The organism is Photorhabdus sp. RW14-46 (assembly GCF_963887965.1).
Taxonomy (GTDB): Bacteria; Pseudomonadota; Gammaproteobacteria; order Enterobacterales; family Enterobacteriaceae; genus Photorhabdus; species Photorhabdus laumondii.
Genome location: NZ_CAWPHH010000012.1, coordinates 12,046 through 34,554, shown reverse-complemented (window position 1 = coordinate 34,554; position 22,509 = coordinate 12,046). Strand labels below are relative to the sequence as shown.

The window sequence follows — 22,509 nt, the reverse complement described above, 5'->3', positions numbered from 1 at the left end:
GGCTTGAAAATATGTATTTGAAAGTTAAGGATGATATTATCTGTTTGGAAGACTTAGGTTTTTGTTTCTTCCATAATGGTGAATTAATGGTAAAACTAAAAAAAATATTGGTTATGAAAAGTTTTGAGGATAGTAATTTGGCTATTCGACTTGCTGAAAGATATCCACTTTTTTTCATATTATGCCAAGTAACTCATGATAGAATATTTTCATATGAACAAAGTATTCAGAGATTTACATTGCCATAATATAGTGTCCTGTAAAAATAATATTCGCTTAGCATTAGTTGCATTGCCTTATGGAGAAGGGCCGCAGGTCATTATGCCTTTGGGTCTTCAGAATATTTCCGCATATATCAAGAAAAATACAAGTTTTGTCAAGACAAAAATATTTGATTATTCAGATTTAACTCAGGACAGAACAGAGGAATTAACTGATTTAATTGAATGGAAACCAGATATTGTTGGGATTTCGATTTATAGCAGCCATGTTGATACAGCATTAGTTTGGGGGAAAATAATTAAGAATTTAATTCCTAACTCTCTCCTTTTTTGCGGTGGTCCGCATATAAGTTTGGCCGCAGAAAATTTTATGCAAACTGGAAGAGATATTTATAGTGTGGCTTTTAAAGGAGAGGGAGAATATTCTGTAAAAATTCTGGCGGAGATTTTCCACCAGTTTAAAAAGCAGTATGGGGAATCAATACCAGCAGAGAATTATTTGTATTTTGAGTATCTTAGAAAAAATATAGTAAATGCTGTCTATTTCGATAGAAATGATCAGTTGCAGGTCAGTAGAGTTGAGAAATACCAACTTCCTTCAGAGGAGTGGGTAAATCCTCTTATGGAGTATGATTCAGAACGCTTGCAAAATTTGATTTTTACTGACAGACGGGATGGACGCAAAAGAAAAGCTATTGCCTTTACCAGTAGTCGAGGGGTTGTCCACTAACTTGTTCATTTTGTGCGATTATTGCCGCAGATGCAGAAGGCCCTAGATGGCGTGCTGTGGACGCTGATATTTTGGTTAACTGGATTAAAGAAGCACGCGAAAAATACGATTTCCAGCATGTCTATATGATGGATGCGAATTTTTTTGTGAAGAAAGATAGAGTATTAGCCTTTTCTAAAGGGTTATATCAGATTGGAAATGGTGATATTACATGGAGCTCTTCTTCTACAGTTCGCTATTTACTTCGTCTACGAGAAGAATTACCTACTCTGGTTAAAGAGGGATTAAGGTTAGTTGAGATGGGGGTTGAATCAGGCTCTCAAACTCAACTAAACTATATGAATAAACGTGTGACAGTACAGGATAATATCGATGCTATCAAGGCGTTACAAGAAAATAAAATTGATATTGGATTAGATTTTATCATGTTTTACCATGATCAAACAAAAACTGAGATTATCGAGAATCTGACATTTTTGATCAAATCTGGTATGGCAGAGCATGAGTCCCTCGATCATTATTTTAATTTAATGATGTTGTATCCTGGTACTCCAGTTAGAATTGATCTCGAAAAAAAACTGGGAAAATTATTCAGTTTAAATAGGCTGCCTAACAGCCGAGAGCTTATTAGTGATAATGGGGTAAAAAAGATTTATCATTTATTCATCGATAAATTTGCTAAGCCTTGGCTTCATCAGTTAGAAGAGGCGATATCATTAAATTTGGAGGTAATAAGAAACAATAGGAAAAATAAATTGTTATCTTCTTCTCTTTCGTTAAGGAATGTATATTTGAGGCACATTCCATTTAAAGTATTGTGGGAACTTTGTCATGCAGATGATCTCTATAATATGAATTCCGCAGTCAAAGATTTTAATATCTACACAGATGTGATAAGCAACACCATAAAAGAGAACACCCGTTTTTTGGGAATAAGTAAAAAATATTTTGGTATTGAAACAGTAGGTGTTGGTGGAAGAAGAGGCGAAATTGTGATGATACAAAGCGTGGACGGCAATAATACACAATGATAAGTTTTTTCTTAAATTAGATTAGTGATTGGGGGAATCAATGGATGAGATAAAAGACATGTGTATTGGTGTGAGTGGTGATATTGAAAAACTTCGTTTCGTTTATCATGAAAAAAATAAAGATAGGAATAGCATCTTTCATAAAATTGGGCATTTTAGTCTGGGGGCAAGGGTATGGGATGAGTTTGATGATGAAATTGTCGCGATGGCTAATATGGGTAACATGACGATCTCTTTTCATCCGGTTGATATCAATTTCTCAGGTAAGCTTATTAAGGAAGAAATGCTTCGTTTAAAAAAATTGATAAAAAAACTACCTATTTCTTATCTAGAAGAGGATATTGGTATATGGCGTTGTGGAGATCTTTTTTTAGGATCCCATCAAATGAATCCTGCACTTAATGAGGAAAGTATCCTAGTAACTGCAAAAAATATTTTGTTTGCACGAGAGTTTTTTGAAAAAGAGATTGCTTTGGAAAACCCACCCGTATATAGCGAATTAGGTGATATAAACTTTTGGGATTATTATATTAAACTTTGTGAAGAATCGAAAGCTTATTTTGCTTTCGATTTAGGACATTATATTGGGTATTGCCGAACACTTGAGTCTGATGCAACTGTTCTGCCTGATATGGATAATGTGATTTGGGATAAAATTATAACGATACATATTTCCGGGATGAAAAAATGGAAATGGAGAGGGGTATCGGTGTGGTTAGATCAGCATGCAGATCCGTTTGATGCGGATTTGATTTCGTTATATAAACAGTGTAAATCACGGTGCAAACGACTAGAAAACACGTTACTTGAACAAGAAGGTGCTAGCCATCAAGTTGAAAAACTAAACATTAATAGCATTTGGGAGGCTATCTATGAAACGTCGCCAAGATTTGCATATGAATGAAGATAGTTTAGAGAGAATGTCGAATCTTTATTCTGGAAGAGCTTTATTAGAGTTTAATATCAACCAAACCATTGCAGAAAATCACTTGCTATTTGATAGAGTCAGACGGTTTTTAGATATAACTCGTGCGCTTCATAAACGGTGGGTTTATGTTTCGAAATATATTCTTTCTCTTTCTGATGAATGTGTTTTGATTGATGTTTTTGATGAGTTTCATATAAAAGCTTCTATAAGCCATAGTATTTCAGTAGCATCATGTAATATTTTCTATAACAAGATAAAAAATTCAGGAAATGAACTCTTTGTGGAATTACTGGACTACGAGGATTATGTGAATCAACATCCAAGGAGACATTATATTTATAGTAAAGATAATAAGGATGAAAAAAATATTTTGGTACCTTATGATCTAGAGTCACTCTATTTGAGTATTATGTTTTACGCTCGTGCTTCTGCTCCTTCATTTTTATATAAAACAATACTGACTGAGCCGGGTGTAATTTACAAGGAGAGTGTGTAAAGATGGTTCTTCTCACTATTGCGCGAGCAGATGCTATGTATAGCAGTGTTGCTATGAGTGTAACGATACTTGAGCTGGCCCTTATTGCAACCAATGAACATTTAGGTAATTTTTCACTGGAATTTACACTTATTTCCCAATTGGTTATTTCGTTAATTATCGAGTTTGCCTCTGGTAGTCTGATGAGTTTTAATTTTGGGTTAGCGAAAACAACTATAATTGGATTTGGGTTAAAACTATTATCCGCATTTCTTCTTTTAGCGGGTTTTGCTTTATCTTATATTGGTTATTTTTATCTCGCTTGGTTTATTATTATTATGTCATTTGTGTGTGATGCGGCTGGAACAGGATGCTTAAAAACGACATTCAGACCTTCATACAATATGATGAGCATTTTTAAAATCGGAGAACCAGCAGATTATGTCAATTCTTTTAAATATTATCTTTCCATTAGATTGATATTGCCATTTGTTTTTCTTGGCATAACAATTATGTTGATTGGTTTTTTTAATGAGAAAGTGGCCGCAATAGCAATTTTTTCTATGATCATGATATTAAGGTTGATACAGATTTTCCAATCTAAAAAGGATCTTGATTGTATACATAAAGAAAAAAATAATAATAATGCATTGGGATTTTACAAATTAAAAGACTTTCTATCGGTAGTAAAATTAAACGTTCCGAATTCCCTGTTTTTTATTACAGGAAATATATTTGAATCTATAGTACTTATGTATTCCATTGGTTTATTATACAAATATCAAGTTTACCTTAATCTTCCCAATTACCTTGCATGGCTTGGCAGTTCATCTGTTGCATTTGTAATATATCTTTTTTCCGCAGTTATGGGTAATCAAATTATGGTCAGACTTAAGCGGTTCGAGACCAGTGTTCAGCTAAAACAGTCACTGGTCTTGGTTTCATTGCTTGCATCCACTTTATTGTTAATTTCTCCACTTGGGGCTAGTCAGTTTATTGCGCTTTCATTTTTTAGTCTGATAGGTGTATCCGTTGGTCTTATTATGACTCGTATTGCGATCAATACAGCCCTTTATGAGTTTGATGAAAGGAAAAGTGTTATTTTCTTCCTCTTTGTAGAAACGATGACTACTGGTTTCATTATATTATTTGCCATGGTAGGGAGTATATTTTTTAAAGAGGATAGCGTGATAAAGGCATTTTGCGTAGGACTTATTGTTTTTTTGTTGAGCTATTTTATCTACACCTTCTTTGTTAAATTTCCCTATTTTTATAAGAAGAATAGCTAATGAAAATGAAGTTGCTTCTTCGTTGGCTGCATTCGCTCACCCCGGCCACATAATTTGCTATGCTCCCGGGGATTCACTCCCTTGTCGTCGCGATGCATTTTGAAATCCATAGGGTATAGTTATTGGCTGTACTTAGGAAGGCAAAGATAATTTGGCCGTAATAATTTTTCATATCACTAGAAATCATTCGGAAAGTTATTTTTCAGTGAGTAGTTTTTCATAATATTGTGGCACTTTTATTTTTCTTTTTTGATTTATTGCAAGTGGATGGGTTGTATCAGCAAAATCTGGGACTAAATACTTCCAGGTATTAAACATTTTCATTTGATTAAGGGAGTGAGAGGAAATAGATAGGTTGTGAGATTTGGCTGAATCTAAGAATAACGAGTTTATATGTCATATGATTGAGATTTAAAATTGCGCTGAAATGGTGGCTTTATAATTGCCAGAATATGGTCGTGAACGTTCTAATATTACGTCTACGACCATGATATAGTGTGGAAAACCCAGCATTATCAATAAGCGGCTGTGTTTGACTCAGCTAGTGAAATGATTATTGCACCAAGTAGAGTGGGTATTTTGTTGGATAGGAATCGTACTCAGCTAACGGTACCATCTTAACAGATGATTTATTATCTCTGATTATCTTTATTCCATTTACTGGCCATTTAGCGGAATCAAGAAGAAATGCGGCGGGTTGTCCAGTTGTTCCAATAACGGGAGCACCGACTTTTAATGAAGCGCCATATGGAATGGCATGAAAAATCTCGGGTGTAACTTCAACGAAGTTCTTAGTTAAGAACTGAATTGATCGGATGGAATTAGCTTGAAAACGCGTTCCAGATACAACAAATGTTAAAGGTAAACCGGCTGCTTTAATTCCATAACCTTCGTAGATATTCGCGACCTGACTAGGAAGCATATTTTCACAGCTCATTCCAGCACTGATGTCGATACCAATATGTGCCAAGTTTGTAGGCGACCTACGAGGGAAATTACGCGCAGTCGCATTGATAACATCGATTGGCAGTGTATTGCACTGTCCGGTACTTGAGACAACTGAGTGCTTATCTGGTCTTGATACAATACCGGGACCTTCTACAGTGGAGGTGCTTAATTGGACATCATTGTAGATTTTCGTAGAGAAGTCTGGAGGATAAAAGCTTAAAGATAGTCTGGAGCCATGGCCACGATCCATGCATTGAGTGCATCAGAAAATTGCATATCGACGCTTACCCAATAGTTTTGCTGGTATCCGGTGTGATTCTCTTCCGTTTTTGTGACGAAGCCATTAGGAGTAAGTTCTTCCACTTCACTTTGAAAGGTTGGATCGGGAGATCTTAAGACATATTGCCCTCCGCCACCGTAAATTTTATCTAGGGAATCTGCTCCGGTCGTATCGGTGTACATAAGGTAAAACATACCATTGAGATAGGATATGGATGGTTGTCCTGCCCCATAAGGATTTCCATCTAGCTTCTTGTTAGCGGGTAAGATTATCGGATTACCATTATTTGCACGTGTCCAGTTAATTCCGTCAGTACTTGTTGCGAGGCCAACTTTTGTTATGCCTTCAGCATTAACGCGAACGCTGTCCCATCCACCATAGTACATATAATATGTACCATTAACCCGTATGACAGAGGGATCGCAAGTATGGACTTTATCGAATGCGTTTGCTTCCTTGTTAGGGGAAAAAACAATCTGGTATGGCTCCTTACCGCCGCGTGCGCGGAAAGGGCCATCAAGAGATGGCGATTCGGCATAGAAAATATGGTCACCGGGATGAGTGCGATCGGAACCACACCACCACATCCGATATACCCCGTCCAACATCACGGAAGGCGCATAGTTGTATACCCCTCCCTTAACCACAGGACCGATAGAAGTTCGAATATCTGATGTTGTTAAAGGTATCTCTGTTTGTGCTATTGATGGTGTTGCCAGTAATAACCCGTAGAGAAGAACTAAATTTGGGATGATTGATAAAACATTTTGATAAATCACACGTAAATGGCGAAACAGCAATCCACAATAATCCAAGGAGCAAACTAAAGCATCATTTAATGCAGATTTGCAATGATTTTTCCAAGCTGACATTTTAAGTGCATGGTTGTTTATGTTTAATTGTTTAGTCATGATTCCCCAAATTTTGGGGGCCGTTTTGGTACATAAAGTCACAATTTTCTCCAGAGTCGTAAGTTTTAAGTAAATGGAGCGAGTAAAGTTCTTAGTAAAACTTCCCTCAAATATGCTCCTAAAAGAGATGCAATGGCTGTTAACCCGCATTTGTAGCACTAAATCCAGTCGGTGATTGGTAACTTAACCTGCTATGCAACCGTGTTTTATTAGTACGTTGCATAAATTAGTGCTGGTTTATTTGAGCAGTTCTTGTGCTGGTCTTTTGGTGTGCCTTTATAGGCATCTTCTTACCAATGTTGCTATAGCAAAACATTGTCTATCGGCGCTGATGTAGTACAGTAACCTGCTGTCACATCGGTAGTTATAAAGGTAAATTTTTTGTATTTTTATCCTTATAACATAAAACTATCAGAATTAAATAAATCAGTATGAAAAATCATATGGTCATTATTTGTTTGTCGGTGAATAACTGTTCAGGGCAAAAAATGTTACATAAATCACAAAAAAATATCAATGAATTTATTTTTAGGACTATTCCTAATTAATCAGTCAAAAAATTCCGACTGAGGACTGGCTCTCTTATTCCGCTTTATCGTGTGTTGTATTATCAGCTATAGAAAACGTAGTCTGCGTGTTCACAACTGTAAAAAGTTGTATAACTTAAGGCTCTTCTAATGAGTGTTTTTTGTGGAGGATAAAAAATGCGGCTGTAATATGAAGGTCTATGGGTTATATGGATAAGAGTTGATGTGGAAACGGTATTATGTAGACATGCTGAGCCAAGTCTACCTTATTTGTACACAGGAAAATGCCTTTGTCCGTGACGTTAATCTCTGTGATTTTGATCGGTGTGCATGAAAATAATCCCGCAGATTTTATAAAAACAACAAATTTTGTCGCCAAAGCGACATTCCTGCATAAAGTGTTTTAACATTTGGTCGTTAAATACGTACAATCCCGTCCCTGAATGTGTTCTCTACAGAATAGGCTTAGTTTGTCGCTGATCCAATTTTACACATCGCGGAGTCGTCTGCCAGCTTGGCTCGGCATATTCGCGATACTGATGTTGTTCATTGCGCCAGTGATTTCCCGGTCACTGGAACATGCGCGCAGCATTAGTGAGGCTCATTCATCGAAAGTGGTCGATTGCCATAGGGTGATGTCATCTGACGATGATATACCTCGGAATATGTCTCATTCTGACGTTTCTTCCGCATCACATGTTACTAAGTTATATAGTACTAATAGTACTAACCATCATGATGGCATGCAGATGGGTATGCATAGTGTTGGTATGTCGATGTTGGAGGATATTGCCTGTGGATACTGCGTTTTTCTGATCCATGTACCTATGTTGGATTTGGCGAATACACCGCTATTTTGGTCAACTTCGCTGACTTCACGGCCACCACCGATTCAAACCGTAGCCTCCTTTTTGCCGCATTTCATCTTTTCTGATTCGTTGCCTCGTGCTCCGCCTGAACCGATCTCATCTCATTGATTTAAACATAATGAAATGTCCTGCTCATTGTTGAGTTAGGAACAGTTTGTTCATACCAAAAATGATTTGGTTGGATTCTATAACCTATTCCGTTGTTGATAGAAATATCACTTTGGAAGGTGGGTTTACATTTAAGGCAAGATGATGATGTTCGAAAAAAATTCTCCTCATAAAAAAAATAGGCTATCCCATTGTATCCGTTCGGCCATGCCACTTTTTTTGCTAGCGACTTTTAATGGCTATGCGGCTGAAACCGCAGCGGATGTACACGACCATGTAAAGGGTGCAAAAACTAATGATGGGGATGTGATTACCGTAACAGCACCTTTGTATTCTCCTTTGGCAATTGTTACCTCGCCAAAAACGCCTCGTCAGCCGGTTCCGGCAAGTGACGGCTCTGATTATTTAAAAACCATCCCCGGATTTTCTCAAATCCGTAATGGTGGCACCAATGGTGACCCAGTATTTCGGGGAATGTTTGGTTCGAGGATTAAGCTTTTGACTGATGGTGCAGAAATGCTAGGAGCTTGTCCCGGCAGAATGGATGCGCCTTCATCCTATATTTCGCCAGAAAGTTATGATTTGCTGACCGTCATTAAAGGGCCCCAAACGGTATTGTGGGGGGCTGGTGCTTCAGCAGGGACCATAAGGTTTGAACGTGAACATCCGCGATTTGATGAGCCGGGAGTCAAATTCAATGCCAGTGGATTGACGGGTTCAAATGAGCGTTGGGATGGCAATGTGGATGCCAGTATTGGCAATGAATTGGGATATTTACGTTTAATGGCAAATAAATCCCGTTCAAATGACTACAAAGATGGTGGTGGATATCGCGTTCCTTCACGTTGGGATAAATGGAATAGTGATCTGGCGTTAGGGTGGACGCCGGATAAAGACACATTGCTTGAGTTCACCGCAGGAAAAGGGGACGGAGAAGCGCGTTATGCTGGACGTAGCATGGACGGTTCGCAATTCAAACGTGAAAGTCTCGGTGTGCGTTTTGAGAAATCTAACCTCGGTGAGGTGCTTGATAAGGTTGAAGCCCAAGTTTATTACAACTATACCAACCATATTATGGACAATATCACTTTGCGTTCTCCGAATAGCGCCATGTCAATGGGGATGTCTTCTTCGGGTTGTAAGCATGGATGTGGTATGCACATGAATATGAACCACGGTATGTCGATGCAACTGGATCGTCGTGTTATCGGGGGGCGAGTCATGGGCACCTGGCTATGGCAAGACTTCAAATTGGAAAGTGGCGCAGATACGCAAACCAATACCCATCGTAATAAAGCCAGTAATGTATGGCAAAAGGATGCTCAATTCTACAACTATGGCCTATTTAGTGAGCTAACTTGGTATGCCACAGAACAGAGCGAATTGATAACCGGTGCCCGTCTTGATCGCAGCCGAGTAAAGAAATTTGCGGGTAATAGTGAAAAAGAGCGTAATGATACTTTACCGAGTGGTTTTATGCGCTTAGAGCATACTCTGGCGGCTATGCCAATGATGTTTTATGCCGGTATTGGTTACACCGAACGTTTCCCTGACTATTGGGAACTGTTCTCGCCTACCTATGGTCCGACGGGGAGTACCAGTGCTTTTGATGGGGTAAAAAGTGAGAAAACCACTCAGCTTGATATTGGTGCCCAATATACCGGGGAACGTTTTAATGGTTGGGTATCCGCCTATGTAGGGCGTGTAAGTGATTTCATTTTATTTAGATATAGCCCGACAAACGCCCGTATTAGCCAGGCTGATAATGTTAATGCCAATATCATGGGCGGAGAAATGGGCTTTGGTTATCAATTGACAGATCATTGGAAAACGGATGCCAGCCTAGCCTATGCTTGGGGAGAAAACCGGACGGATAACAAGCCGATGCCTCAGATCCCACCTCTGGAAGCCCGCTTCGGCTTGACCTATGAACGTGGTGATTGGAGCAGTACCGGTTTGTGGCGATTGGTGAGCAGCCAGCATCGGATTGCCGTGGGGCAGGGGAATGTTGTCGGCAAAGATTTTCAAGATAGTTCCGGTTTCGGCGTGCTCTCTGCCAATGTTGCCTATAAGGTTAACAAAGATATAAAAGTGAGCGCTGGCATTGACAATATCTTGGATAAAGAATATAGCGAACACCTTAACCTTGCCGGTAATAGCACCTTTGGTTATTCAGCGAATACCTCAGTGAATGAACCCGGCCGGACAGTGTGGGCGAAAGTAGATATAAAGTTTTAATGAGAAAGTGGCACCCAATTATTGGGTGCCCTTTTCCTGATCGAGAATTATTTCTTATTACCGATATACGGATAAACTTTTATATAATCAATATCGAATGTTGCGGTTGTTTCATTTATCGGGCCATAACCCTGTGCTGGATAACTGCGCGGCACTTCGGAGCTCAAAATAATATATTGGTTGGCGATTGAAATTGGAACTTGATCTAGTCCAGACAGATTTTGGGGAATATCATCAACATAAAATGTATAACCATTTGGTGTCCACGCCACAGCAAATTTATGGAATTGACCATCAGCAAGTTTATTTGTAGACAATCTCTTTGACCATTCTTTATGAGCGCTGCCATAACCATTCCAGTGAATTGCGTGATCATATTGATCCTGTGTCGCTTCAGCTAAATGTTCAAATACATCAATTTCGACACCTGATTTTTTTGGATTTGTTAAATCGAGGCCCATTGTCGGTGACTGGACCCAGAATGCAACTTGATTACCTTCCGCACGATTAAATCTGATAGCGGCTTCCCAATAGCCATATGATTGTAGAAAACTCTTTTGTGTTGAAATCATGCCGCAATAATTCTGTAGCTTGCCAGAAGAGCTATCGGAATAGGTTTTTATGGTTAAATGCCCATTTCGCACAATAACCGCTGATTGAGTATTAATACAATTTTTTCTGACACCTAGGCCACGGTAATCCCACTTTTGGGTATTAAGTATTGTGCCATCGAAATTATCTTCAAATGACGGTGTAGGGCTGAATTCATTGGGGATTTGTGCTAGAGCATATCCACTGAACAGTGTGCTTAATAGCAATGTATAAGTTAGCTGAATTTTCATCTATTTTCCTTGTATATTTAACATGAATATTTATCCGAGATCTATTACCGATTTCTATTCGAATCCTTGAACCTTATGGATATCAATTTAAAAAATGAATGTTATTAATTTCTCCTGTTTGTCGTGGAGAGATGCATTACTTTATCGAATATTCGCGACAGGGTTACTTATTTAATTTATTACCCCAACGCTTTTCGTTTTAGTTATTCAATATGGTGTTAATATTGGTTGATAAAAATGCAAGGTAATTAAAGTCGGCAACATGGGTTGGGAAAAAATAATTGAGATATACCCGTTATCCTTCAAGTTGCCTCTTTGTTGGCTGTACTCACTCACCCCGGTCACATAGTTATCTATGCTCCCGGGGATTCGCTCCCTTGCCGCCGCGATGCATCTTGAAATCCATAGGGTATAGGTAGAATAAAAAACAGTGAATATCGATGAATAAAACCCCGTTCACTGGAACGGGGTGTATGACAACTTTAAATTATTTCGATGCATCCAGAGCTTGGGCAAGATCGGCAATAATATCGTCGATATGTTCAATGCCGATTGATAAGCGAATCATATCCTGTGATATGCCAGCTTTAATTAACTCTTCATCATTTAATTGGCTATGTGTTGTTGACGCTGGATGACAGGCGAGTGATTTAGCATCGCCGATGTTAACCAGTCGCACAATTAATTTGAGTGCGTCAATAAATCGCGCGCCGGATTGTTGCCCGCCTTTAATACCAAAAGAGAGGAGCGCTGAGGGCTTTCCATTCATATACTGTTGAGCCAGTTGATGTTCTGGATGGTTTGGCAATCCGGCATATTTCACCCAACTAACTTGAGGATGCTCTTGCAGATAATGAGCGACTTTCAGTGCATTTTCAGTATGACGCTCCATTCTTAATGCCAGTGTTTCCAATCCTTGTAGAATAAGGAAAGCATTAAAAGGCGACAGTGCAGCGCCCATATTACGTAGCGGTACCACACGGCAATGCCCGATAAATGCAGCCTTGCCAAATTGCTCGGTATAAACGACGTTATGATAGGAGGGGTCCGGGGTAGTCAATATAGCAAACCGCTGCTTATATTTTTTCCAGGGGAAATTGCCGGAATCCACAATGATGCCGCCAATAGAGTTACCATGTCCTCCCATATATTTGGTTAAAGAGTGAATAACAATATCAGCGCCATACTCGAAGGGGCGGCAAAGCACAGGCGTGGCGACAGTGTTATCAACAATTAAGGGAACACCATGGCGATGGGCGACGTCGGCAAATTTTTTCAGATCAACAATATTACCGGCTGGATTACCAATAGATTCACAAAATACCGCCTTGGTACGATCATCAATCAGTGACTCCAATGCTGCAATATCATCGTGTTCAGCAAATCGTGTTTCAATACCGAATCGCGGCAATGTGTGAGCTAGCAGGTTATGAGTGCCGCCATATAACTTAGCAACAGATATAATGTTATCTCCAGCGCTAGCAATGGATTGAATTGCGCAAGTGACGGCCGCCATGCCAGATGCAACGGTCAAAGCGGCTATTCCTCCTTCGAGTAAAGCAACCCGTTTTTCCAATACATCATTGGTTGGGTTCATAATGCGGGAATAGATGTTACCCTCAACCTTTAAATCAAACAGATCGGCACCATGTTGAGTATCGTCAAACGCATAGGATGTTGTTTGATAGATAGGAACGGCAACGGCTTTAGTTGTTGGATCTGGGGAATATCCGCCGTGGATAGCAAGAGTTTCTGGTTTCATTTTCGATCTCTTCTTTTACGGTAAGATGACATATATCTTTGATGAATAGGTGTAAGCAGCTTTTGTTAAAACCATATACCCGTTATCTTTCAAATTGCCTCTTTGTTGGCTGCACTCACTCACCCCGGTCACATCGTTCGCTATGCTCCCGGGGATTCGCTCCCTTGCCGTCGCGATCCATCTTGAAATCCATTGGGTATAGCCTTACTTACTATTGCTCATAAATAATTTAATTGATATCTTTTTTTGATTGATGAACTATTAGAATCGGTATCATGTATAGACATGATATTTCCGCTAATTCTTTATTAATTAAAGAAATAATTTGAAAAAGTTACTAATTATTTGCTTTCGCTATGCTGGCATCTTTATTTTTTAAGAATGTGGATATTATCACAAAAGACTTCAACGATTTCAGCCAAGTAACATTAACTATTAAAATAAAAAATGAGAACAAAATATGCAAATAAATATCCAATCTTTTAGAAAGATCACAAAAATTTCCGTGAAATAGTTAGTTTTCGTTAGATTGGTTTAATTTATTTCTTCACTGTTGCCTGAACGAAAATAGAAGGTATACTCATCGTTCTAATTTTTTCGAACTTTTCTAAATGATTTTGGTCGTAATTTATTGTTAGTATGATCAATATTGGCACTAACCAATAAATTAGTGGGATTATTATGGCTAAGTTTTCAAACTGGCGGGAGTTAAAACAACTTTTATTTTTCTCTTTCCCTATCATCGTTAGTCAGATAGCACGCACAGCCATGAGTTTTGTGGATATTGTGATGTCTGGTCACTATGCTACGGCTGATTTAGCCGCCGTAACATTAGGAAGTAGTATTTGGTTTCCTATATTTGTATTAGGATATGGGACGATTATCATGCTGGCAGCAGATGTCGCTAAGCAGAAAGCGCAACATGATGATGAAGGGATTAAAGACAGTCTTAAAAATTACTTGTTTCTGGCGGTGATACTTTCGATACCAATAATTATTTTATTAATGTTAGTTAGCTGGCTACTTTCGTTTATAGGCATCGATGAGCATATTTTAGAAATTACCCAGGGCTATGTTATTGCTCTGGCTTGTGGTGTTCCTAGCGTTATGATATTTAATGTTTTTCGTTCATTTCTACAAGGATTGGAAGACACAAAAATCGCAATGTATTTGTCTGCTGGTGCTTTATTATTGAATATACCATTAAACTACATACTTATTTATGGAAAACTGGGTTTGCCAGAAATGGGCGGCATTGGAGCGGGTATTACAACTGCAATTATTAATAATCTAATTGCTGTATGCCTGATTATCTATTTTTTGCTAAAGAAGGAATATCGGCGATATAGGCCAGATTTCAGTTTACCAAAATATAATTCTTTAATTAGAACTTTTTATATTGGTATGCCAAGTGGATTGGCTCTTTTTGTTGAAATGGTTTTTCTGGATGTGATTGCGATAACCGCAGCTCCTTTGGGGGCGCAAGTCATTGCTGCACATAATATTATGCTTAATATTACCTCTATCATCTATACCATAACAGGGGGAATTGCAGCCGCGGTAACTGTGAGAGTCGGCTCCTATATTGGCAAGAGAGATAAAATATCATTAACAGGTACTATAAAAATCTCAATTGCTTTGATTTTATCTATTTCCGCAGTTATTGGTGTTTTAATCTATTATTTCGCAGGTTCATTTATTTCACTCTATACTAACGACAATGGCGTCATAATGATTGCGCTTAACATAATCTTTCTGTTATGCCTGTTCCAATTCTTTGACTCTTGTCAGGCGGCTTTATCCGGTATTTTACGAGGCTTTCATGATACCCGATCGGTATTTTACGCGCCGTTATTCGGTTATTGGTTGGTGGGTTTGCCATTAGGGTTTATTTTGGCTTTGACAGATTGGGTAACCGAGCGTATGGGAATTATCGGGTTTTGGTATGGGTTGGTTTTGGGTCTTTTTGTGAACGCTATTTTGCTGTTTATCATATTAAAGGTTAGACAGAGAGGAATGATTTCTCGGTTAATTTCATATTAATCGAAGAGCTATCATATCTACATAAATTCCCTGTCGAAAGGTAGGGGATTTTTCTGAATTTATTTAAATAACTGAATTCAACTCTTTAATCTTGGAGCTAAAAGAGTATCAATGTTACCATTTGACTATTTATTTTGTAAAAAATTACAGTTGATGAAAATTTACTCGATAAAACTGTGGTTATTTTATTTTCCATCAATGGGAGATGATATTTAGTTATAATTTAAGTCATGTTAGTAATATTTTTTTTTAGTGAGTTTACTAATTGATATATTAGTGATTATTCTCAGAATAAATATATACCCGTTATCCTTCAAGTTGCCTCTTTGTTGGCTGCACTCGCTCACCCCGGTCACATCGTTATCTATGCTCCCGGGGATTCACTCCCTTGCCGTCGCGATGCATCTTGAAATCCATAGGGTATATTTATATCTGTGGAAATAATTTTTCTATTTAAATCATTTAGATGGAATATATATTTTTTGTTTTTATTTCTCATTGTCAAATATTTCTTAATTAATGTGAAATAGCTAATTTGATATCATATAGTAACCATTTAAATAATAACCATTAAATTAGTTTATTATTGAAATAATTTCTTATTCATCTATCTATATGTATTGATTTTTTTACGCTCATTATTGGTGATTCACCTAATATTATATCCATCCTTATATTAAGGTTATGGCAAATATTTATTTAATAATTAAATAGTTATCTATATTAATTGCCATTCTATACAAATAGATACAATTGTTTTATGATAATGATTATCATTTCATTTTTTATTAAAAGTACGTTAGTATGCGCGCCAGTCTTCGGACGGTACTAAAACTATGTAATAAGCAATACTCTAACATTTAATTAGTTAACATAAGGAATATGCTATGAACAAAGTTAAAGTGTTAATTGCAGTATTAGGTACATGTGGGTTAGTAACACAAGCTATAGCGGCCCCAGGTTTTGGGCAAACTCAAAAGTTTGATGAGAATAAACCTAGCGTTAACGTAGGGGTGACTGAACCACGTGGTGGTGGTCACCCAACCTTAGGTGGAGAGCCGGGGATTGGGGTGCAATCTATTTCTAATGGTAGGATTATTAGCTTTTCAAGCCTTGCTGCTTATGTCAAGGCGGATACAAATGGAATTCATAAAATTTCTATGCCTGGATCGGGTAGTCATGGAGGCATGGGGGTATTCAACTTTAGTAAAGTGGCTGATGCTGATGTCTATTTTGGTGAATGGTCACAAACCGGTAAGGTGAATGATACTACTCATACTGCCTATTATTCCGGTAAAGATGTCACGACTAATTTGCCTACCGGTGGTATTGCAACTTATACGGTTAAAGGAATTAACCAATATAGTGGTAGCAATGCTTTACATGGAACATTTACTGCTGATTTCGGTCAGAAAAGACTTACTGGTTCAATAGCAAATAGCGCACTCACTGTCGGTATTAATTCTGTTATTAAATCTGATGGCTCATTTGTTGGTAGTGCGACTGCTGGAGGTGCTGTTGGTAGAAATAGCGGACATTTCTTTGGTGATAATGCCGCTAGTTTAGCAGGGACTGCTACGTTTGCTGCGGACCATAGTAAAGATACCGCCTTTGGTGGAACTAAGAACCCGTAATATGCGTTCTTAGTAACTGGATAAGGCAAAGCCATATGGGCTTTGTCTTATTTTTGTTTATTTTTGACTCGACGATTAAGCAGTGATATTACCGATGCTAAATACCTCAATTGTTCGTTTTACTTTACTCATTAGTTGTTTGTTTATAGAGCCATCTCTAGTGTTGGCAGATGAAGATACCGGTAGAAGATTGTGGTATAACGTACAGCGAAATTTGCAGGATCAAGAAAAAGCGTTGGTCACAGATGAAACCGTGGATAAAAAAACGGATCATTTATCGATAGTCCTTAATGGTCAAACGTTTAGTGTTGAAAACAATGTGAATGATATTGGTCAGGCGCTTTATTTAGCCATTAATCATCAACAAGTGCAGGATGTTGAGCGTTTTTTATCGATGTACCAGAAATTATCTGGGCACGATATCCAATTAGTCCATTTTGCTCAGGGGAATTTGGCGCGTTTACAAGGTGACTTAGTAGCAGCAGAACAGCATTATCAGGCTATCTTGCAGCAACAACCTGATTTTACCCGGGCTAAATTAGAGTTAGCCAGAGTCTATTATGAGAATCAAAAGAATAGAGAAGCCAGCTTACTATTTAATGAGATTTCAGCAGTTAGTCGCGATAATGAAAATAAATTACCACCAGCAGTCATTAAGAATATAACTAATTATCAGGAGGCGATTAATTTGCGCAATTCCTGGCGTGGATCTTTTTCCGTAGGATATATCTTTAACGATAACACGAATATGTCGTCAGATAAGCCTCCTGTTTGCACTCTCTATCGTGAAAATGGTGAGTGTGCGGTTGAACGTAAGCTGCCTATGGCAAAGAAAGCGAATGGTATTAGTTATGATGCTACGTTACGTAAGATATATCCGCTAAGTGGTCACCACGGTGTCTTTTTACGTTCGATGACTTATGGGGAAAGTTATCGTCATCATAGTGAGGAGAATGAAAATACGACTTCTGCTTATTTTGGTTATAGTTATAAAGCGCAAAAAAATGATTTCCTAATGGGGCCAGTTGTTGAGTTTAATTCTGTTGGTAACCATTCCCGTTATCGTACTACGGGAATAAAATCTGAATGGATGAATATTTTATCTGAAAATTTGGTATTGAATTTGGAAGGTGAATATAAGCAGTTTCGTTATCATAAACTTTATAATCATAATGACGGTAATATGGCCTCTGTTTATGCCACCTTATCTTATTATTTAACTGATCAGACAATTACCTTTGCGGGTGGTGATTGGGTTAATAAAACCAGTGTTGAGAAAGCTGACGATTATCAACAAAAAGGTGTGAGAGTAGGCATTTCAACTCAATTGTATCCGGGAATTAATGCAGTGGTATTTACTGTATTACGCCAGCGGCAATTTGGTGATTACAGTGTGCCTCTAAATGCACGTCGTAAAGATAATGAACAATTCTATGCGGCAATTGTGAGTATGCCTAAATTTGAAGTTTTCGGTTTAACCCCAGTAATTACTTATCGGTTTAGAAAAAATAATAGTAATGTTGATTGGCTCTATTCCTATAATAAGAATGAAGTGTTAGTCAAGTTTGAAAAGTATTTTTGATACTGATTGAAGTAACAAGTTATACCCAATGGATTTCAAGATGGATCGCGACGGCAAGGGGGCGAATCCCCGGGAGCATAGCAAACTATGTGACCGGGGTGAGCGAGTGCAGCCAACAAAGAGGCAACTTGAAAGATGACGGGTATATTTCAATCCCCACTATGGCAGATAATGATTATGTATAAATTAAATAATAAATATAGCAAAATAACATTCATGCTGGCATTGGCTTACAGTATGATGCCCTACCGTGTTGATGCCGAAACATCAATAGCTTCTGCTCAGCCATCTAAACAGTCCACTGAAAATAAAGCTGACCTTGGTAAAATTAACGTTTCAGCGACCAGTGAAAAAGATGAGGCAGGTTATGATGCGGTTTATGATAAAGATATTACCAATATTTACTTGGGTAAGGATTTGGTAGAACGCTATAAAGGCGCTTCACCGGCGGATGTTTTAAAAAGTGCAGTCGGCGTATTTAGTGGTGATTCGAGAAACAGTGGTGCATTAGATCCTAATATTCGAGGTATTCAGGGGCAAGGACGGGTGCCTGTTACCATTGATGGTACTGAGCAGGCAATTACCACCTGGCGTGGTTATAATGGTGCGAATAATCGTAATTATATTGATCCTAACTTGATCAGCAGTATTGAAATAGAAAAAGGTCCGTCACTGACGCGTGGGGTAAAAGGCTCAATCGGTGGGGCAATTATGATAAAAACTCTGGGTATCGATGATGTGGTACCAATAGATGAACGATTTGGTATTAACTTGAAATTGGAAACCAGTAGTAATGCGGTTAAAGAACGTGTACCGAGTTTGACATGGGGACAAGATTATCGAGATATTCCTGGTTTTACTAAGGGGTTTAATTATGTTGATCCGGCATTAGAAATTACCCCCAAGACTTCGAAAGATAATAAATTATTGGGTCTGAAAGATAATGCGATACGTCTGGCGATAGGTACCCGGCAGGAGTATTTTGATTTAATGGCAGCTTATAGTTACCGCAGTAAAGGAAACTATTTTGCCGGCAAGGGTGGTGCTCATCGCTATGATGATCCCATCAGTAAAAAGGATATAGAGATCCTTGATGGTGGTACCCGGTCGTATGATCCTTATTTGCCTTTTGTCGCACGTATATATCGCCCTGGCAATGAGGTACCTAATACCTCCAGTGAAATGGAATCTTGGTTAGTTAAAAATACTTGGTACTTGGCTAATCAACAGACGATTGGGCTTGGTATCCGCGACACTAAAACGATTTACGGGGAGATTATGCCTTCGCGGATTGGTTGGGTTCGTGCTAAAGATAATGTTGTATCGCAGTGGCCGTTGGCGAATGTACATCAGCAGGCATTTAATCTGGATTATAAGTGGAAACCTGATGGAAATAAGTGGGTTGATTTTGATATGAAATTTTGGATTACCCGTACTATCAGCGATACTAATACTGCCGGGGGATATCCACGTGAACCGCGAGAACGAGATGAAGTATGGGATGTGAATAATAAGCAAAGAGATCCGAATATTGATGGTCGTCTGGTAGAGACTGCTTCTACCAATGCTCATAATAACCGTTGGGGTGTTGATCTTTCTAATGCTTTTGCGTTGACCCCGGATCTGGATTTAACATTGTCAGCTAATCTACAACGGGAACGTTTAGGTTCTCATGATGATTATGAAGCAAAAAGCTTTTCTAGTTTTCGTTCGCTACCAAGAAAAGGGCGCCGTCAGGAGAATAATATTGCTTTTAATTTTGACTGGCGTCCTACTTCATGGTTGGCATTAAGTGCCGGAGCTAAACGAGTCAGTTATTGGTCTAAAGATGATTTTTTAAATGAACGTTTAGCTGCTCATGATCTTCGCTATAGTCAGGATAAGAAAGTGGTTGGTAAGGGACTGCAATATATGAGAACACTTACTGATCAGGAAGCTGTATTGTATAAAAAATATAGCAATTGCGCTGATGATTGTTTCGATGATTTAGATGAATTTCTCGAATATGAAGAAAAGAAGATCACAGAATCAGAAGAACGGGATTCAATTCTTCGCCCTATGGCACCGGTAGATGTGCTTTGGAAATATCATGACGATGGTAAGTTATATAAACAAGATAACCCTTATTTCAATGGGGAACTTGATATGAATGAGCGCGTTATTGATCCTGTGACGAATAAAGAAGTGTATAAATATGAATACAGTACTGCTCAACAGAATAGCCGTTATGTTGATGATTCTGGAGAGATATTGAGTAACAGTGATGGTGGTGTTTATAGAGAAAAAAGCGAACAAGAGCGTTGGTCTAAACAACCTAAACGTAAGGATCATGCTTGGGCTCCGGTATTTTCCGCAACAGCTTATATTTCTGATAATGCACGTATCTATACCCGTTATGCCGAAGCGGTACGTATGCCGAGTATTTTTGAAGATACTGTCGGTTTCTCCTTTGGTCTCATTGATAAACCTACACGTGCCTTTAAACCTGAACGTAGTAAAACCGTTGAGGTGGGTTATGTGCATGATTTAAGTCAGTTATTAGGTGCAGAGCGTAATGCAGACATTAAATTCGCTTATTATAATACAGTTATAGAAAATATCTTTGACCGTGACAGTAACTTTGTATTTACTCAGCTAGATAAACAGAAATTATCCGGTTTAGAACTACAGGGGCGTTATGATAACGGTAGTTTCTTTACCCATTTTGGCCTATCTTATAATCTTAAGAATAAAGTTTGCGATAAAACCGCATCGCTGATGTTAGATCCAAGAAACCAGTTTGGTGTCCCTGAATGTATTGATGGTGGTTTCCCCGGTGGTTTTTTAAGGACAGCTATTCCACCGCGTTATTCTCTTAATCTGAATATTGGCGGCCGGTTATTAAATGAAAATTTAGAAATCGGCAGTAGAGTATTATACCACAGTAGCGTTGAGAATAAGGATGAAAAATGGTTAATGAAGAAAATACCAGGCGCTTATAAAGGAATAAATAATAACCCGATGCGTTGGAATTCGGTCATGACTGTAGATGCTTATATTAATTATCAGGTTACGCCAGATGTAATCATTGAATTATCCGGCACTAACTTAACCGATCGCTATTATTTGGACCCGTTAACACGTTCCATGATGCCAGCGCCCGGACGGACGTTTAAGCTTAGTGTCACCAGTCGGTTCTGACTCTTTAAGGGAGATTAGTCGGTTGCCTGTTAAGAGCGCTGGCAATCTCCAGAGATAACGAACGGAAAGATGGCTTGAAGTTATGATGAAAAATCGTATTTATATTGGCTTATTTGCTTCCTTACTGTTACACGCGGGCATTCTCGTGTTTATGGCGTGGCATTTACTGCGTGATGACAGTGCGAATAATCAATCAGTGAATTCGCCAATAATCAGTATGTCAGTAGAAATGGTTGCTTCGGCAGCACCGGCCGGACAGGAGCAACCTGTGGACCCGGAACCTATTCCGTTACCGCCAGAGATAGCGGTAGCGGAATCACCTCATGAGGCAAAAATAGCTCTCAATAAGTCAGTGGATAGGCCACGGAAACAAGAACTGCCAAAAAAACAGGCAGATGCTAAACCGAAGAACAAGTCTCAGCCACAGAAAGAGCCGGTGGAAGATCCTCAGCCAAAATTGGCAGAGCAAACGGAAGGCAGCTCTCAATTAGCAGGGAGAGATGCTGTGGATTCACAAGCTGGTGCCCGTCAAGCGACGACCAGCCAACCGATGATTGGCATGGGGGCTGATGAGTTACAAAACTATCAGTCCGCCTTGCGTCGTGAAATTGAAAAACATAAACGCTATCCGCGTCGGGCTAAGAAGATGAAGCAACAGGGTATCGTACAGGTCAGGTTTAGCTTGCTGGATAGTGGCGATTTGACAAATCACCAATTAGTGCAGAGTTCAGGCGCTGATGAATTAGACCGCGCTGCCCTTGCGGCTATCCAACAGGCTCGGTCGGTAGGACTGAAACCGGCCGGTTTGCCAAGGGATCTCACTTTAGCAATAGAATTTAATTTGAAATAAAGGTTTGGGCAGCGAAGAGACTGTCGCTGCCCTGATAATAATGGTGCCATGTGAGTTTGGT

19 protein-coding genes are annotated in these 22,509 nt (G+C 38.8%); 13 read left to right on the top strand and 6 right to left on the bottom strand.

Features of this window, described 5'->3' with window-relative positions; genetic code table 11:
• Nucleotides 1–213 precede the first annotated feature (213 nt).
• The 5 genes from AACQ38_RS12065 to AACQ38_RS12045 are packed head-to-tail and all read left to right on the top strand — an operon-like array spanning nucleotide 214 to nucleotide 4,674.
• Complete coding sequence (locus tag AACQ38_RS12065; RefSeq protein WP_165578224.1) at nucleotides 214–951, top strand: cobalamin-dependent protein; 738 nt, start codon at nucleotides 214–216, stop codon at nucleotides 949–951.
• Between the two features lie 17 nt (nucleotides 952–968).
• Entirely contained in the window at nucleotides 969–1,982 is a 1,014-nt protein-coding gene (locus AACQ38_RS12060) for a radical SAM protein (protein ID WP_165578253.1), read from the top strand.
• 40 nt (nucleotides 1,983–2,022) lie between these two features.
• On the top strand, nucleotides 2,023–2,886 hold the full coding sequence (locus tag AACQ38_RS12055; RefSeq protein ID WP_165578223.1) for a multinuclear nonheme iron-dependent oxidase: 864 nt from the start codon (nucleotides 2,023–2,025) through the stop codon (nucleotides 2,884–2,886).
• Nucleotides 2,855–3,406, top strand: coding sequence for a hypothetical protein (locus AACQ38_RS12050; RefSeq protein WP_165578222.1), 552 nt, complete (start codon nucleotides 2,855–2,857; stop codon nucleotides 3,404–3,406). Before AACQ38_RS12055 ends, AACQ38_RS12050 begins: the two co-directional genes overlap by 32 nt.
• Before the next feature lie 2 nt (nucleotides 3,407–3,408).
• Nucleotides 3,409–4,674: a hypothetical protein gene (locus tag AACQ38_RS12045; protein ID WP_165578221.1), complete on the top strand. Its 1,266-nt coding sequence runs from the start codon at nucleotides 3,409–3,411 to the stop codon at nucleotides 4,672–4,674.
• 553 nt (nucleotides 4,675–5,227) lie between these two features.
• On the opposite strand, the gene AACQ38_RS12040 is transcribed toward AACQ38_RS12045, so the two are convergent.
• Together AACQ38_RS12040 and AACQ38_RS12035 are read right to left on the bottom strand one after the other, a co-directional pair.
• Nucleotides 5,228–5,644, bottom strand: a complete 417-nt coding sequence (locus AACQ38_RS12040; protein ID WP_207631848.1) for a hypothetical protein — start codon at nucleotides 5,642–5,644, stop codon at nucleotides 5,228–5,230.
• Nucleotides 5,645–5,838: 194 nt separating this feature from the next.
• Complete coding sequence (locus tag AACQ38_RS12035; protein WP_165578219.1) at nucleotides 5,839–6,813, bottom strand: family 43 glycosylhydrolase; 975 nt, start codon at nucleotides 6,811–6,813, stop codon at nucleotides 5,839–5,841.
• Between the two features lie 997 nt (nucleotides 6,814–7,810).
• On the opposite strand from AACQ38_RS12035, the gene AACQ38_RS12030 reads away from it, so the two are divergent.
• Both AACQ38_RS12030 and AACQ38_RS12025 read left to right on the top strand, forming a co-directional pair.
• Complete coding sequence (locus tag AACQ38_RS12030; RefSeq protein WP_112872045.1) at nucleotides 7,811–8,317, top strand: DUF2946 domain-containing protein; 507 nt, start codon at nucleotides 7,811–7,813, stop codon at nucleotides 8,315–8,317.
• A gap of 144 nt (nucleotides 8,318–8,461) precedes the next feature.
• Nucleotides 8,462–10,555, top strand: coding sequence for a TonB-dependent copper receptor (locus AACQ38_RS12025; protein WP_445260623.1), 2,094 nt, complete (start codon nucleotides 8,462–8,464; stop codon nucleotides 10,553–10,555).
• A 47-nt stretch (nucleotides 10,556–10,602) separates the two neighbouring features.
• Here AACQ38_RS12025 and AACQ38_RS12020 read toward each other — a convergent pair whose 3' ends face one another.
• From AACQ38_RS12020 to AACQ38_RS12010, 3 genes are all read right to left on the bottom strand, one after another.
• Nucleotides 10,603–11,397 carry a glycoside hydrolase family 16 protein gene (locus AACQ38_RS12020; RefSeq protein ID WP_058588901.1) on the bottom strand — a complete coding sequence of 265 codons (795 nt, stop codon included), beginning with the start codon at nucleotides 11,395–11,397 and terminating at the stop codon, nucleotides 10,603–10,605.
• 207 nt (nucleotides 11,398–11,604) lie between these two features.
• The gene (locus tag AACQ38_RS12015) at nucleotides 11,605–11,742 is read right to left on the bottom strand and encodes a hypothetical protein (RefSeq protein ID WP_165578218.1); all 138 of its coding nucleotides are present in this window, start codon (nucleotides 11,740–11,742) and stop codon (nucleotides 11,605–11,607) included.
• A 142-nt stretch (nucleotides 11,743–11,884) separates the two neighbouring features.
• Nucleotides 11,885–13,159 carry a bifunctional O-acetylhomoserine aminocarboxypropyltransferase/cysteine synthase gene (locus AACQ38_RS12010; RefSeq protein WP_011147697.1) on the bottom strand — a complete coding sequence of 425 codons (1,275 nt, stop codon included), beginning with the start codon at nucleotides 13,157–13,159 and terminating at the stop codon, nucleotides 11,885–11,887.
• Nucleotides 13,160–13,840: 681 nt separating this feature from the next.
• Here AACQ38_RS12010 and AACQ38_RS12005 point away from each other — a divergent pair.
• Nucleotides 13,841–15,202 (top strand): MATE family efflux transporter, encoded by a 1,362-nt coding sequence (locus AACQ38_RS12005; protein WP_165578217.1) that lies wholly within the window; start codon nucleotides 13,841–13,843, stop codon nucleotides 15,200–15,202.
• Between the two features lie 233 nt (nucleotides 15,203–15,435).
• Here AACQ38_RS12005 and AACQ38_RS12000 read toward each other — a convergent pair whose 3' ends face one another.
• On the bottom strand, nucleotides 15,436–15,558 hold the full coding sequence (locus AACQ38_RS12000) for a hypothetical protein (protein ID WP_278249243.1): 123 nt from the start codon (nucleotides 15,556–15,558) through the stop codon (nucleotides 15,436–15,438).
• Between the two features lie 531 nt (nucleotides 15,559–16,089).
• Here AACQ38_RS12000 and AACQ38_RS11995 point away from each other — a divergent pair.
• The 5 genes from AACQ38_RS11995 to AACQ38_RS11975 all read left to right on the top strand — a co-directional run bounded on the left by AACQ38_RS11995 (nucleotide 16,090) and on the right by AACQ38_RS11975 (nucleotide 22,448).
• A complete protein-coding gene (locus AACQ38_RS11995) occupies nucleotides 16,090–16,836 on the top strand; it encodes a Slam-dependent surface lipoprotein (protein WP_011147695.1) in 747 nt (248 codons plus the stop codon).
• A 94-nt stretch (nucleotides 16,837–16,930) separates the two neighbouring features.
• Entirely contained in the window at nucleotides 16,931–18,418 is a 1,488-nt protein-coding gene (locus AACQ38_RS11990; RefSeq protein WP_165578216.1) for a surface lipoprotein assembly modifier, read from the top strand.
• A complete protein-coding gene (locus AACQ38_RS11985; RefSeq protein WP_165578215.1) occupies nucleotides 18,415–18,603 on the top strand; it encodes a hypothetical protein in 189 nt (62 codons plus the stop codon). Before AACQ38_RS11990 ends, AACQ38_RS11985 begins: the two co-directional genes overlap by 4 nt.
• Nucleotides 18,596–21,598 carry a TonB-dependent receptor domain-containing protein gene (locus tag AACQ38_RS11980; protein WP_242685576.1) on the top strand — a complete coding sequence of 1,001 codons (3,003 nt, stop codon included), beginning with the start codon at nucleotides 18,596–18,598 and terminating at the stop codon, nucleotides 21,596–21,598. The genes AACQ38_RS11985 and AACQ38_RS11980 overlap by 8 nt, the downstream gene beginning before the upstream one ends.
• 85 nt (nucleotides 21,599–21,683) lie before the next feature.
• On the top strand, nucleotides 21,684–22,448 hold the full coding sequence (locus AACQ38_RS11975) for an energy transducer TonB (protein ID WP_242685574.1): 765 nt from the start codon (nucleotides 21,684–21,686) through the stop codon (nucleotides 22,446–22,448).
• Nucleotides 22,449–22,509: the final 61 nt, after the last annotated feature.